Below are 13324 nucleotides of genomic sequence, written 5' to 3'. Positions count from 1 at the left end.
CATGCGCCGTCAGCTGTCAGGCACGAAATAGCTGCGCAGAACCAGCACCGGCCCCCCGCATGTTGTGTCATGTTCCATCCGCTCGCCCATCACGGTGACGCGGCCACCGGCGGGAATGCCGATCAGCCGTGTCCGCGCCGGCAGCATGATCGTTCGGCCGTCATCGGTGCGGATGGCATGGCACGGGGTGCCCGGCTGGTAGGTTCCGCTGACCGTGACAGCGGCGGGGTCTGGAAGGTCGGCGGATGAGGACATCGGGATCCCCCCTGTCAGCAGGACACCCAGCGCGGCGGCGCAACGTGAGGCGATGGACATTGCAAAGCTCCGGGCGCCTTGAAAGGGGAAATCTTGGCCGCAGGCGATGCATCGCGCAAGCCTGCCCGGCAACACGATGGCGCGAGGGCAAATGCAAACGGGCGGGGGAAACCCCCGCCCGTCTTTGGCTGTTTGCAGGGCAAGTCAGCCGCGCAGCGTGCCGCCGGTTGCCTTGGCGACCTTTTCGATGATCTTGGCAGACACCGCCTCGATGTCCTTGTCGGTCAGGGTGCGGTCGGTCGGTTGCAGGCGCACGGTGATCGCCACCGATTTCTTGCCCGCGCCCATCTGTGCCTCGGCCTTGTCGCCGGTGAACTGGTCGAACACCCGCACACTGTCGATCAGCGCCTTGTCGGCGCCCTGGGCCGCGTTGACGATGGTCAGCGCCTCGGTTCCCGCATCGACGACAAAGGCAAAGTCGCGCTCCACCGCCTGCAGATCCGAGATGGTCAGCGCGCCGCGGCTGGCCGATTTCACCTTGGGCAGCGGCACGTTGGCCGGCCAGACGGTGAAGGCGACGGCCGGGCCCTTGACGCCCATCTCGCGCAGCACCTTGGGGTGGATCTCGCCGAACACCGCCATGGTGTTGGGGCCAAGCGCAATGGCGCCCGAGCGGCCGGGGTGCCACCAGCCGGGCACCTTGCGGGTGATCTGCACGCGGGCAGGCGCGCCAAGGGCGGACAGCACTGCCTCGGCATCGGCCTTGGCGTCGAACACATCGACCGGGCGGCGGCTGGCCCAGGGATCGCGCGGGGCCGACTGGCCGACCAGCAGGCCCGCGGCCTGCACCGCCTGTTCGCCGGGCTCGCCACCCGCAAAGGCGGGGCCCACCTCGAACAGCGCCAGATCGCTGAACCCGCGCGCCTGATTGCGCGCGGCCGCCGCCAGCAGGCCGGGCAGCAGGTCGGGGCGCATATGCGTCATCTCGGACGAGATCGGGTTTTCCAGCCGCACGGCATCGGCGCCGCCACCGAACAGTGCCGCGGCACCCGCGTCGATGAAGCTGTAGGTGACGCATTCATTATAGCCAAGCGCCGCCAGCGTGCGCCGGGCCATGCGTTCGCGCTGTTGGGCCACGGTCAGGATCGGGGCGGGAACGCCAGAGCGGGGGCGGGGCAGCGGCTTGCCTTCCAGCTTGGTCAGGCTCGCGATGCGGGCGACTTCCTCGACCAGATCGGCCTCGCCCAGAACGTCGGGGCGCCAGCTGGGTGGGGCGGCCATGTCGCCGGTCAGGGTAAAGCCAAGCGCCTCCAGCGTGGCGCGCTGGGTGGCTTCGGGGATGTCCATCCCGACCAGGCTGACCACGCGGGCCGGGTCAAAACGATAGGCGCGGGCGGTGTCGGGCACCGCGCCGTCCAGCGTGATTTCCGAAGGCTCGCCGCCGCACAGGTCCAGCACCATGCGGGTCGCCAGGTCCAGCCCCGGCAGGGTGAAGGCGGGATCGACCCCACGTTCGAACCGGTAACGGGCGTCCGAATTGATCTTCAGCGCGCGGCCGGTGGCGGCAACGGTGATCGGATCCCAATAGGCGGATTCGAGGAAGACATCGGTCGTATCCTCGGTGCAGCCCGACAGCTCGCCCCCCATGATGCCGGCGATGGATTCGACCTGTGCATCGTCGGAAATCGCCATCATGCCCGGTTGCAGCGCATAGGTCTTGCCGTCCAGCGCAAGGATTTCTTCGCCCCCGGCGGCCGGATGGATGCGCAGGTTGCCCTTGACCTTGGCCATGTCAAAGACATGCAGCGGGCGATTGAGGTCGAAGGTGAAGAAGTTGGTGATGTCCACCAGCGCCGAGATCGGCCGCAGCCCGATCGCCTTGAGCCGCTGTTGCAGCCACTCGGGCGAGGGGCCGTTCCTGACGCCGCGGATCACCCGCCCTGCAAACAGCGGGCAGCCCCTGGCCTTGAGGGCATCGTCAATCGCCACGGTGACGGGCGAGGGGAAGGCGCCGGCAACCGGCTCGATGACCAGCGGCTTCAGCGTGCCAAGACCGCGCGCCGCCAGATCGCGGGCAATGCCCCGCACCCCAAGCGCATCGGGGCGGTTCGGGGTGATCTTGATGTAGATCATCGGGTCGTTGAGACCCTTCCAGTCGATGAACCGTTCGCCCAGCGGGGCATCCTCGGGCAGGTCGATGATGCCGTTGTGATCGTCCGACAGCTCCAGCTCGCGTTCCGAGCACAGCATCCCGTTGGAATCGACGCCGCGGATATTGCCGGGTTTCAGATCGACCCCGGTGCCGGGCACATGGGTGCCGGTGGGGGCAAAGACGCCGACAAGGCCGGTGCGGGCATTGGGCGCGCCGCAGACCACCTGCACCTCTTCCATGGCCGTGCCGGGGCCGCCCGGCCAGGTTGCCACGCGGCACACGCGCAGGCGGTCGGCATTGGGGTGCTGGACCGCCTCGATGACCTTGCAGATGCGGAAGGCGCCCAGTTTGGCCGCCGGATCCTCGACCTCTTCGACCTCGAGGCCAAGGTCGGTCAGCGCCTCGAGGATTGCGTCAAGCGGGGCATCGGTGTCGAGATGGTCCTTCAGCCAGGACAGGGTGAATTTCATCGCGGCGCCTCCTGCGGGTTTCGGCTTGGTCGGGTCGCCCGCGCTTAGCGCAAATGGCGGGAAAGGGGAAGGGTGCAGGCCGGGGCGCGGGGGGGCGGTGCAGGGGGGCCGTCTGCCCCCCTCTTGCCCGTTAACGGGCAATTCACCCCCCGAGGATATTTGGATCAAGGCGAAAGGCGTGTGGCCGGTCGACAGGGGCTGCGGGGTTTCGGATCGGGAAACGGAGTGTTCAGCGCGAATCCGGGCTTTGGGTTAGGTCGGACCCCGATTGTGGTGTAACTAAGGCCAGAGTTGGCAGGATTTTGGTGATGGATGACATTCTTGAAATTCCCGAAGGCCGCGCGGCGCTGTCCGCCGTGCAGATGAGCCTGATCATGGGCCTGACGATCCTGGCCCTGATCTATGCAATGTGATGGCCTTCAGCCCCGGTCGCGGGCTGCGGGATAGACGCCAAGGATTTTCAGCGTCGAGGTGAAAAAGCGCGCCTCGTCCAGGGCCAGTTTCACCAGCGGGTCATCGGGGTGGCCTTCGATGTCGGCATAGAATTCGGTGGCGGTGAAGCTGCCGCCCACCATGTAGCTTTCCAGCTTGGTCATGTTGATGCCGTTGGTGGCAAAGCCGCCAAGCGCCTTGTAAAGCGCAGCCGGAATGTTGCGCACCCGGAAGACGAAGGTAGTGACCATCTTGTCGGCGCGGCGGCTGTGGTCCGGGGTGCGGCTCATCACCAGAAAGCGGGTGCGGTTGTTATCGTGGTCCTCGATATGGCGGGCAAGCACGTCAAGCCCGTAGATTTCTGCCGCCAGTTCGCTGGCCAGCGCGCCGCGCGCCGGATCGCCGGCCTCGGCGCATTCGCGGGCGGCCTTGGCGTTGTCGGAGCTGACCACGCCGCGGATGCCATGGGTTTTCAGAAAGCTCGCGCATTGCGGGATGATCACGACATGGCCATGCGCCTCGCGTACCTGATCAAGCCGGGCGCCGGGGATGCCCAGCAGGTTGACATGGACCCGAACGAAGGCCTCGTCGATGATGTGCAGATCGGAATTGGGCAGCAGCGAATGCACGTCCGCCACGCGGCCATAGGTCGAATTCTCGACCGCCAGCATCCCGAGATCTGCCGCGCCGCTGCGCACGGCCTCGACGACATCTTCGAAGGTGGGGCAGGGCAGCACGTCCATTTCGGGCCGCGACTGGCGGCAGGCCTGGTGCGAATAGGCGCCAAGTTCGCCCTGGAATGCGATGAGACCGGCCATTTCTGCCACCTCTCCCCTGAATTTGACCCCAAAGGGCGTTTCGTCGCGCGTCTACACCTTGAAACGGGACAGGGGAAGCGGATATAGCCCGCCCAAGGGATAGCCAATCGGAGCCACGAGATGTTCGACACGATGACGGTCACCAAGGCTGGCGGCGCACTGTGCGGGTCGCTTCTTGTGTTCCTGCTGGGGAACTGGGCCGCGTCGGCGCTGTATGCGACCAACGCGGGCGGTCATGGCGGTGAAGTGCATCAGGCCTATGTGATCGACACCGGCGCCGGCGAAGAAGCCGCCCCAGCCGAAGAAGGCCCGGACTTTGCCACGCTGTTCGCCGAAGCCGATGCAGCGGCCGGCGAGAAGGTGTTTGCCAAGTGCAAGGCCTGCCACAAGGTTGATGGCGCGAATGCGACCGGCCCGCATCTGGACGGCGTGGTCGACCGCAACAAGGGCTCGGTCGACGGGTTCGGCTATTCGGATGCGATGAAATCGCATGCCTCGGAACAGTGGACGGCCGAGAACCTGAACGCCTTCCTGACCAACCCGAAAGCCTATATTCCCGGCAACAAGATGTCGTTCGCCGGTCTGCCCAAGCCGCAGGACCGCGCCAACCTGATCAAGTATCTGTCCACGCTGGGCGGCTGATCAATCCTGCCTCATGCCATCCAGGCGCCGCCCCACCGGGCGGCGCTTTTGTTTTGCCGCCCCCGCACCCCCGATTCACGCATTCGCAACTTGAGAGGGGGGCTGGCGGCGTTTAGGGTCTGTCCGACCAACGGCGGGGATCACCCGCGAGACGGCCGGGGAGACGGACATATGCGCGCATGGCGGACGGGACTGGCGGCACTGGCAATCGGGCTGAGCGCGCTGCCCCTGCGGGCCGAGGTGCTGGTGGGGCACGGGATCTCGACCTTTGGCGATCTGAAATATCCGGCCGATTTCCGGCATCTGGACTATGTGAACCCGGACGCCCCCAAGGGCGGCGAGATTTCGATCTGGGGCTTTGGCGGCTTTGATTCGATGAACCCCTATTCGGTCAAGGGCCGGGCCGCGGGGCTGTCGTCGATCTTCTACGAATCCTTGCTGGAAGGCGTGGCCGACGAGGTGGGCGCCTCGTATTGTCTGCTGTGCGAGACGCTGGAATACCCGCCGGGCCGCGAATGGGTGATCTTCAACCTGCGGCCCGAGGCGAAATTCGCGGACGGATCGCCCCTGACGGCCGAGGATGTGCTGTTTTCCTATCAGTTGTTCCTGGACAAGGGCCTGACCGATTTTCGTGCCGTGCTGTCCCAGCAGGTCGAAAGCGCCGAGGTTCTGGGGCCGCATCGCATCAAGTTCACCTTCAAGGCCGGGTTCCCGACCCGCGATCTGCCGCAGACGGTGGGCGGGCTGCCGGTGCTGTCCAAGGCGCAGTATCAGGCAAAGGGCCTGGATCTGGAGGAAGGGTCGATGACCCCGTTCCTGGGATCGGCGCCCTATGTGCTGGACCGGGTGAATGTCGGGCAAACCGTGGTCTACCGCCGCAACCCGGACTATTGGGGCAAGGATCTGCCCATTGCCCAGGGCCGCAACAACTTTGACCGCATCCGGGTGGAATATTACGCCGACTATTCGGCCGCCTTCGAAGGGTTCAAGGGCGGCAGCTATACCTTTCGGGACGAGGCGTCGTCGATCAGCTGGGCCACGGGCTATGATTTCCCGGCCGTCCAGAATGGCCATGTCAAAAAGGTCGAGCTGCCGTCGGGCACCATGGCCAGCGGGCAGGCCTTTCTGATGAACCTTCGGCGCGAGAAATTTGCCGATCCGCGCGTGCGCGAGGCGATCGGGCTGATGTTCAACTTCGAATGGTCGAACGAGACGCTGTTCTACGGCATTTATTCGCGGGTCAATTCGATCTGGGAAAACAGCTATCTCGAAGCCAAGGGCACCCCGTCCGAGGGCGAGATCGCCATTCTGAAACCGCTGGTGGATGAGGGGCTGCTGCCTGCCAGCATCCTGACCGACGAGGCCGTGATGGCCCCGGTGTCGGGCAACCGCCAGCTGGACCGCGGCAATCTGCGCAAGGCCAATGCCCTTCTGGACGAGGCAGGCTGGGCCGTCGGCAGCGACGGTCTGCGCCGCAACGCGGCGGGCGAGACGCTGAAGGTCGAATTCCTCAACGATTCGCAGACCTTCGACCGCGTGATCATTCCCTTTGTCGAAAACCTGCGCCGGGCGGGCATCGACGCGGTGATGACCCGGATCGACAATGCCCAGATGGAGGCGCGCGAGCGCCCGCCAAGCTATGATTTCGACATTGTCACTGGCAATGCCCGGGCCAGCCTGACGCCAGGATCAGAGCTCAAGCAGTTCTATGGCTCTGCCACGGCGGATGTGTCGGTGTTCAACCTGATGGGGCTGAAAAGCCCGGCGGCGGACCGGCTGATTGACCTTGTGATCGCCGCCACCACCCGCGAAGAGATGGAGACCCGCACCCATGCGCTGGACCGCGTGCTGCGCGCGCAGCGGTTCTGGGTGCCGCAATGGTTCAAGGCCAACCACACCGTGGCCTATTACGACATGTACGAACACCCCGATCCGCTGCCGCCCTATGCCCGGGGCGAGCTGGAGTTCTGGTGGTTCAACGCTGACAAGGCCGAGGCCCTGAAGGCCGCCGGCGTGCTGCGGTAGACCGATGGGCGGCTATATCCTTCGCCGGCTGGCGCTGGTGATCCCGACGCTGATCGGGATCATGGTCATCAACTTCTTCCTGACCCAGCTGGTCCCCGGTGGCCCGATCGACCAGATCGCCGCCCGGCTGCAAGGGCAGGGCGACGTGTTCCGCAACATCGCCGGCGGCGCCGAGACGCAGGGCGACACCGCCTCCAGCAGCTATCAGGGCGCGCGCGGCCTGCCGCCCGAGTTTCTTGACCAGCTCGAGGTTCAGTTCGGCTTTGCCCGATTCGTCTGTGCCGAGGGGTTCACCGGCAAGCCGTCTTCAAAGGCGCCGGAATGCGTCAAGGAGCCGATCCCGATGGTGGAACGGTTCGTCATCATGATGGGCCACTACCTGACCTTCGACTTCGGCGAGAGCTATTTCCGCTCGATCTCCGTGGTCGATCTGGTGATCGAGAAGATGCCGGTCTCGATTTCGCTGGGGCTGTGGTCGACGCTGATCGCCTATCTGGTCTCGATCCCGCTGGGCATCCGCAAGGCGGTGCGCGATGGATCATCCTTTGACACCTGGACCAGCGGGGTGATCATCGTTGCCTATGCGATCCCGGGTTTCCTGTTCGCCATCCTGCTGCTGGTGGTCTTTGCGGGCGGATCCTATGTGCAATGGTTCCCTCTGCGGGGGCTGACATCGGAAAACTGGGATCAGCTGTCACCCGTCGCCAAGGTGCTGGACTATTTCTGGCACATCGCGCTGCCGGTCACCGCCTCGCTGATTTCCAGCTTTGCAACGCTCACGCTGCTGACCAAGAATTCCTTCCTTGACGAGATGCGCAAGCAATATGTGATGACCGCCCGCGCCAAGGGCCTCACCGAATCCCGCGTGCTCTATGGCCATGTGTTCCGCAATGCCATGCTGATCGTGATCGCCGGCTTTCCGGGCCTGTTCCTGTCGGTGTTCTTTGGCTCCAGCCTGATCATCGAGACGATCTTTTCGCTCGATGGTCTGGGCCGGCTGGGGTTCGAGGCAACGGTTGCGCGGGATTATCCGGTGATCTTCGGCACGCTGTTCGTGTTCGGCCTGATCGGGCTGGTGGTCGGGATCCTGTCCGACCTGATGTATGTCTGGGTCGATCCGCGCATCGACTTTGAAGGCCGGGGGTAGGGCATGGCACTTTCCCCGCTGAACCAGCGCCGCTGGCGCAACTTCAAGGCCAATCGCCGCGCCTTCTGGTCGCTGTGGATCTTTTCGGTGCTGTTCGGCCTGTCGCTGTTCGCCGAGCTGATCGCCAACGACAAGCCGCTGCTGATCAGCTATCGCGGCGAGCTGCGCGCCCCCATGCTGACCTTTTACACCGAGCGCGATTTCGGCGGCGATTTCCAGACCGAGGCCGTCTGGCGCGACCCCGAGGTGCAATGCCTGATCCGCACCGGCGGCAAGGAGCTGTGCCTCGACGATCCCGAAGCCGCGATGGCCGAGGCCAAAGCCAGCGGCACGGTTGAGGGTGAGAAAATCGAACCTGGCTGGATCGTCTGGCCGCTGATCCCCTACAGCTACAATACCATTTCCGACCTTGGCAAACCCGCCCCCAGCGCGCCCGATGCCGATCACTGGCTGGGCACGGACAACACGGCGCGCGATGTGCTGGCGCGGGTGATCTATGGCTTCCGTCTGTCGGTCGCCTTTGCGCTGGTCGTGACCGCGATCTCCAGCGTGGTGGGCATCGCCGCAGGCGCCGTGCAGGGCTATTTCGGCGGCCTGACCGACCTGCTGTTCCAGCGCGCCATCGAGCTGTGGGGCTCGGTTCCCTCGCTTTACATCATCATCATCGTGGCGGCGATCTGGCCGATGAACTTCTGGCTGCTGGTCATCTTGATGACGCTGTTCGGCTGGACGGCGCTGGTGGGTGTGGTGCGGGCCGAATTCCTGCGGGCGCGCAACTTTGAATATGTCCGCGCCGCCCGGGCCCTCGGTGTGCCGGACCTGACCATCATGTTCCGCCACGTCCTGCCCAATGCCATGGTCGCCACGCTGACCATGCTGCCCTTTGTCGTGACCGGCACCATCGGCAGCCTTGCGGGGCTTGATTTCCTTGGCTTTGGCCTGCCGTCCTCGGCCCCGTCGCTGGGCGAGCTGACCTTGCAGGCCAAGCAGAACCTTCAGGCGCCCTGGCTGGCCTTTACCGCCTTTGTGACCTTTGCGGTGATGCTCAGCCTGCTGGTGTTCGTTTTTGAAGGGGTGCGCGACGCTTTCGACCCCAGAAAGACCTTCCGATGACCGAAAAGAACGTGCTGGAGGTCAAGGATCTGACCGTCCGCTTCCGCCAGGACGGCAAGGTGATCGAGGCGGTCAAGGGCGTCTCGTTCGCCGTGGCACGGGGCGAGACCGTGGCCTTGGTCGGCGAATCCGGGTCGGGCAAGTCGGTGACGGCGCTGTCCACCGTGGGCTTGCTGCCCGACAGTGCCGAGATTGCGGGCAGCGTGGTCTATGATGGCCAGCAGATGCTGGGCGCCGATCCGGCCAGCCTGCGCCGGGTGCGCGGCAATGACATCAGTTTCATCTTCCAGGAACCGATGACCAGTCTCAACCCGCTGCACACCATCGAAAAGCAGCTGACCGAGGCGCTGTCGCTGCATCAGGGGCTGGTGGGCGAGGCGGCGCGGGCGCGCGTTCTGGATCTGCTGAACAAGGTCGGCATCCGCGATGCCGAAAGCCGGCTGGGCGCCTATCCGCACCAGCTTTCGGGCGGGCAGCGCCAGCGCGTGATGATCGCCATGGCGCTGGCCAACGGCCCCGAACTGCTGATCGCGGACGAGCCGACCACGGCCCTCGACGTGACCATCCAGGCGCAGATCCTTGACCTGCTGATGGATCTGAAACGGTCCGAAGGGCTGAGCCTTCTGTTCATCACCCATGATCTGAACATCGTGCGCCGCATCGCCGACCGGGTCTGCGTGATGCAGCATGGCGAGATCGTCGAACAAGGGCCAACCGCGCAGGTGTTCGGCGCGCCGGAACACGATTACACGCAAAAGCTGCTTGCGGCGGAACCCAAGGGCACCCCCGACCCTGCCCCCGCAGACGCGGCCGAGGTGCTGCGCACCGACAATCTCAAGGTCTGGTTCCCGATCACCCGCGGTTTCCTGCGCCGCACGGTCGGCCATGTAAAGGCGGTCAACGGCGTGTCGATCACGCTGCGGGCTGGCGAGACGCTGGGCATCGTCGGCGAATCCGGGTCCGGCAAGACCACGCTGGCCCTTGCCATCCTGCGGCTGATCCAGTCCGAAGGCCCCATCGTCGTGCTGGGGCGCGAGATTTCCGGCCTGTCCGGCGCCGCACTGCGCGGCCTGCGGCGCGAGATGCAGATCGTGTTCCAGGATCCCTATGGCAGCCTGTCGCCCCGCATGACCGTCGGCCAGATCATCGCCGAAGGCCTGGGCGTGCATGGCGGCAGCGGCGATCCGGCCCGGCAGGTCGCCGCGATCATGGCCGAGGTCGGGCTCGATCCGGCCATGGCCGGGCGCTATCCGCATGAATTCTCGGGCGGCCAGCGTCAGCGCATCGCCATTGCGCGCGCCATGATCCTGCGCCCCAGGGTGGTGGTTCTGGACGAGCCGACCAGCGCGCTCGACATGACCGTCCAGGTCCAGATCGTCGAGCTTTTGCGCGGGCTGCAACGGCGCCATGGGCTGGCCTATCTGTTCATCAGCCACGATCTGCGCGTCGTGCGGGCGATGTCGCACCAGATGCTGGTGATGCGCGCCGGCGAGGCGGTAGAACAGGGGTCGGCCGCCCAGATCTTCGATGCCCCGCGCACCGAATATACCCGCGATCTGATGGCGGCAGCGTTTGATCTTCGGGCGGGTTCCGCCTAACGTGCCCCGGATTGCCGGAGGTTTGCATGAAGATCCTGTTCATCCACCAGAATTTTCCTGGTCAGTTCCTGCATCTTGCACCCGAGCTGGTGCGCCGCGGCCATGACGTGCTGGCCCTGACCGACGATCAGAACCAGCGCCAGTCCCCGATCCGCACGGTCCGCTATCGCCATACCACCGAACGCCCCGATCCGGCCGCCTGCCGGCTGGGCCGCACCTTCACCGAAAATTCCGACCGCGGCGTGACCGTGGCCCGCGCCGCCGCCACCTTGCGCCAGCGTCACGGCTATGTGCCCGATGTGATCTTCGGCCATTCCGGCTGGGGCGAGACACTGTTCCTCAAGGAAATCTGGCCCGAGGCCAAGCTGATCATCTATGCCGAATTCTTCTACAAGGCGCGCGGCGCCGATGTGGGCTTTGACCGCGAATTCAGCACGCCCAGCTTTGACCAGGCGCTGATCACCACCTCGCGGGCCGCGCATCTGGGCCTGTCGCTGCTGCATGCCGATGCTGCGCTCGCGCCGACGAAATGGCAGGCCAGCACCTTCCCCGACCGGCTGCGCCCGATGATCGAGGTGATCTTCGATGGTGTCGATACCTCGGTGATGACCCCCGATCCCGGCGCCCAGGTCACGCTGCCCGATGGCAGCATCATCCGCACCGGCGACGAGGTGCTGACCTTCATCAACCGAAATCTCGAACCATACCGCGGCTATCACATCTTCATGCGCGCGCTGCCCGAGGTGATGAAGGCCCGCCCGAATGCCAAGGTGGTGATCGTCGGCGGCGATACCGTCAGCTATGGCGCGGCCCCCAAGGACGGTGGCAGCTGGAAGGAGATCTTCCTCAACGAGGTGCGCGACAAGGTCGATCTGTCGCGCATCCATTTCATGGGCCGCGTGCCCTATCCGGTCTTCGTCAGCCTGATGCAGGTCAGCCGCGTCCACGCCTATCTTACCTATCCGTTCGTGCTGTCCTGGTCGATGCTCGAGGCAATGGCGGCCGGCGCCTATATCGTCGGCTCGCGCACCGCCCCGGTCGAGGAACTGATCCAGGACGGGGTGAACGGGCGCCTCGTCGATTTCTTCGACGTGCCGGGGTGGAGCCGCGCCCTGATCGACGGCCTTGAAAACCCCGACAAGAACGATGGCATCCGCAAGGCGGCCCGCGCCACCATCGTGAACGGCTATGACCTGCGCCGCACCTGCTTGCCGCGGATTGCCGACTTCGTCGAGGCGGTGGGCAAAGGGGACTGGCGCCCCACGGATCGCCAGGCGCGGCCCGCCCCCCTTTCGACTTGATCCAAATATCCCGGGGGGTGGCCGTGCACCGGCCATCCCGCGCACCCCTGGCCATGGGGGCAGCGCCCCCCTCGTGCTACAGCCCAAGGCGGCGGTTGCGGGCGATCACCACCAGCGTCGAGATCACCGCGACCCCGGCTGACGAGGCCATCAGCACGATCAGCGGCAAGGCGCTTTCGCCCTTGCCCATCACGACCGCCGCCAGCGCCGACAGCGCCGCACCCCCGCCGATCATCAGCGCCCCGCCCAGCCCCGAGGCCGAGCCGATCAGATCGGGCCGCACCGACATCATGCCCGCATTGGCCGAGGGCAGCGACATCCCGTTGCCGACACCGACACAGCTCATCAGGGCAAAGAAGGCCAGCGGGCTCAGCCGGTCGGTCAGGCCCAGCACCAGCATCACGATCAGCGGCAGCGTCAGCATGATCGTGCCCCAGAACACCATGCGCACCGTGCCCAGCCGCATCGCCAGCCGGGCCGACAGGAAATTGCCCAGCATGTAGCCGATCCCGGGCGCCGCGAAATAGATGCCCAGCTCGGCCGGGGTCATGCCAAAGACCTGCGTGGCCACCGCCGGCGCCCCGCCCAGAAAGGAAAAGAACGTCCCCGATCCCGCGGCGGCCGTGATCGAATAGCCCCAGAACCGCCACGATGTCAGCAGCGCCGGATAAGACCGGATCTGATCGGCCAGCGAGGTCTGGCGCCGCTCGGACGTCTCGCCCAGATCGGCCCAGATCAGCGCCGAAATCAGCGTGCCCAGCACCAGCAGCAGCGCGAAATTCGCCTTCCAGCCAAAGGTTTCGTCCACCCATCCGCCGATGGCCGGGGCAAACATCGGCACGATCGCCATGCCCATGGTCACATAGCCGATCATCGAGGCCGCCTGCGCCTCGGGCACCATGTCGCGCACGATGGCCCGGCTGAGCACCATGCCGGTTGCGACCGCGGCCTGAATCATGCGGAAGACCAGGAACACCTCGATCGTCGGCGCGAACAGGCAGCCGATGGTCGCCAGCAGGAAGACCACGCAGGCCACAAGGGTGACCGGCCGGCGGCCATAGCGGTCGGCCATCGGGCCGATCACCAGCTGCAAGGCCCCTGACAGCCCCAGATACAGCGAGACCGACAGCTGCGCGGTTCCGTAACTGGTGCCATACCAGTCCGCGATCGCCGGCAGCGACGGCAGGAAGATGTTCATCGTCATCGCCGACAGGCCCGCCATCAGGATCAGCGTCGCCAGGTGCGGTGGGGTGCGGCGGTTCAGGAACCGGGAAGATGCGGGCGTCATGCCAATGAGCTAAGCCGCGCCGACGCGAATGTCCATGCCGTGCAGGGCCCAGCCCCGCGCCCGAAGGGACAGGGGAAATCACG

The 13324-nt window shown here is 65.6% G+C and carries 10 protein-coding genes; 6 read left to right on the top strand and 4 right to left on the bottom strand.

What is annotated here, in order from left to right; genetic code table 11:
- Positions 1–9: 9 nt before the first annotated feature.
- The 3 genes from G481_RS0119650 to G481_RS0119635 all read right to left on the bottom strand — a co-directional run bounded on the left by G481_RS0119650 (position 10) and on the right by G481_RS0119635 (position 4127).
- Positions 10–315: a hypothetical protein gene (locus tag G481_RS0119650; RefSeq protein WP_028031505.1), complete on the bottom strand. Its 306-nt coding sequence runs from the start codon at positions 313–315 to the stop codon at positions 10–12.
- A gap of 144 nt (positions 316–459) precedes the next feature.
- Entirely contained in the window at positions 460–2877 is a 2418-nt protein-coding gene (gene pheT / locus G481_RS0119645) for a phenylalanine--tRNA ligase subunit beta (protein ID WP_028031504.1), read from the bottom strand.
- Between the two features lie 419 nt (positions 2878–3296).
- Positions 3297–4127 (bottom strand): prephenate dehydratase, encoded by an 831-nt coding sequence (locus G481_RS0119635; RefSeq protein WP_028031503.1) that lies wholly within the window; start codon positions 4125–4127, stop codon positions 3297–3299.
- 120 nt (positions 4128–4247) lie between these two features.
- Between G481_RS0119635 and G481_RS0119630 the strand changes: the two genes are divergently transcribed.
- From G481_RS0119630 to G481_RS24695, 6 genes are all read left to right on the top strand, one after another.
- Entirely contained in the window at positions 4248–4769 is a 522-nt protein-coding gene (locus tag G481_RS0119630) for a c-type cytochrome (RefSeq protein WP_028031502.1), read from the top strand.
- Positions 4770–4940: 171 nt separating this feature from the next.
- Positions 4941–6794: an extracellular solute-binding protein gene (locus G481_RS24700; RefSeq protein WP_035026817.1), complete on the top strand. Its 1854-nt coding sequence runs from the start codon at positions 4941–4943 to the stop codon at positions 6792–6794.
- Between the two features lie 4 nt (positions 6795–6798).
- Positions 6799–7941 carry a microcin C ABC transporter permease YejB gene (locus tag G481_RS26165; RefSeq protein ID WP_028031501.1) on the top strand — a complete coding sequence of 381 codons (1143 nt, stop codon included), beginning with the start codon at positions 6799–6801 and terminating at the stop codon, positions 7939–7941.
- Between the two features lie 3 nt (positions 7942–7944).
- On the top strand, positions 7945–9054 hold the full coding sequence (locus G481_RS26160) for an ABC transporter permease (RefSeq protein WP_028031500.1): 1110 nt from the start codon (positions 7945–7947) through the stop codon (positions 9052–9054).
- Positions 9051–10652 carry an ABC transporter ATP-binding protein gene (locus G481_RS0119610; RefSeq protein WP_028031499.1) on the top strand — a complete coding sequence of 534 codons (1602 nt, stop codon included), beginning with the start codon at positions 9051–9053 and terminating at the stop codon, positions 10650–10652. Before G481_RS26160 ends, G481_RS0119610 begins: the two co-directional genes overlap by 4 nt.
- A gap of 26 nt (positions 10653–10678) precedes the next feature.
- A complete protein-coding gene (locus G481_RS24695) occupies positions 10679–11953 on the top strand; it encodes a glycosyltransferase (protein ID WP_051294668.1) in 1275 nt (424 codons plus the stop codon).
- Positions 11954–12029: 76 nt separating this feature from the next.
- Here G481_RS24695 and G481_RS0119600 read toward each other — a convergent pair whose 3' ends face one another.
- Complete coding sequence (locus tag G481_RS0119600) at positions 12030–13241, bottom strand: multidrug effflux MFS transporter (RefSeq protein WP_028031498.1); 1212 nt, start codon at positions 13239–13241, stop codon at positions 12030–12032.
- Between the last annotated feature and the right edge of the window lie 83 nt (positions 13242–13324).

The organism is Gemmobacter nectariphilus DSM 15620 (assembly GCF_000429765.1).
In the GTDB taxonomy this organism is placed as follows: domain Bacteria; phylum Pseudomonadota; class Alphaproteobacteria; order Rhodobacterales; family Rhodobacteraceae; genus Wagnerdoeblera; species Wagnerdoeblera nectariphila.
This window is presented reverse-complemented; position numbering and strand designations above follow the sequence as displayed.

Excerpts from the sequence above, each read along its gene's own strand:
- G481_RS0119650 (WP_028031505.1), bottom strand. The coding sequence starts at position 315 with ATGTCCATCGCCTCACGTTGCGCCGCCGCGCTGGGTGTCCTGCTGACA.
- pheT (WP_028031504.1), bottom strand. The coding sequence starts at position 2,877 with ATGAAATTCACCCTGTCCTGGCTGAAGGACCATCTCGACACCGATGCC.
- G481_RS0119635 (WP_028031503.1), bottom strand. The coding sequence starts at position 4,127 with ATGGCCGGTCTCATCGCATTCCAGGGCGAACTTGGCGCCTATTCGCAC.
- G481_RS0119630 (WP_028031502.1), top strand. The coding sequence starts at position 4,248 with ATGTTCGACACGATGACGGTCACCAAGGCTGGCGGCGCACTGTGCGGG.
- G481_RS24700 (WP_035026817.1), top strand. The coding sequence starts at position 4,941 with ATGCGCGCATGGCGGACGGGACTGGCGGCACTGGCAATCGGGCTGAGC.
- G481_RS26165 (WP_028031501.1), top strand. The coding sequence starts at position 6,799 with ATGGGCGGCTATATCCTTCGCCGGCTGGCGCTGGTGATCCCGACGCTG.
- G481_RS26160 (WP_028031500.1), top strand. The coding sequence starts at position 7,945 with ATGGCACTTTCCCCGCTGAACCAGCGCCGCTGGCGCAACTTCAAGGCC.
- G481_RS0119610 (WP_028031499.1), top strand. The coding sequence starts at position 9,051 with ATGACCGAAAAGAACGTGCTGGAGGTCAAGGATCTGACCGTCCGCTTC.
- G481_RS24695 (WP_051294668.1), top strand. The coding sequence starts at position 10,679 with ATGAAGATCCTGTTCATCCACCAGAATTTTCCTGGTCAGTTCCTGCAT.
- G481_RS0119600 (WP_028031498.1), bottom strand. The coding sequence starts at position 13,241 with ATGACGCCCGCATCTTCCCGGTTCCTGAACCGCCGCACCCCACCGCAC.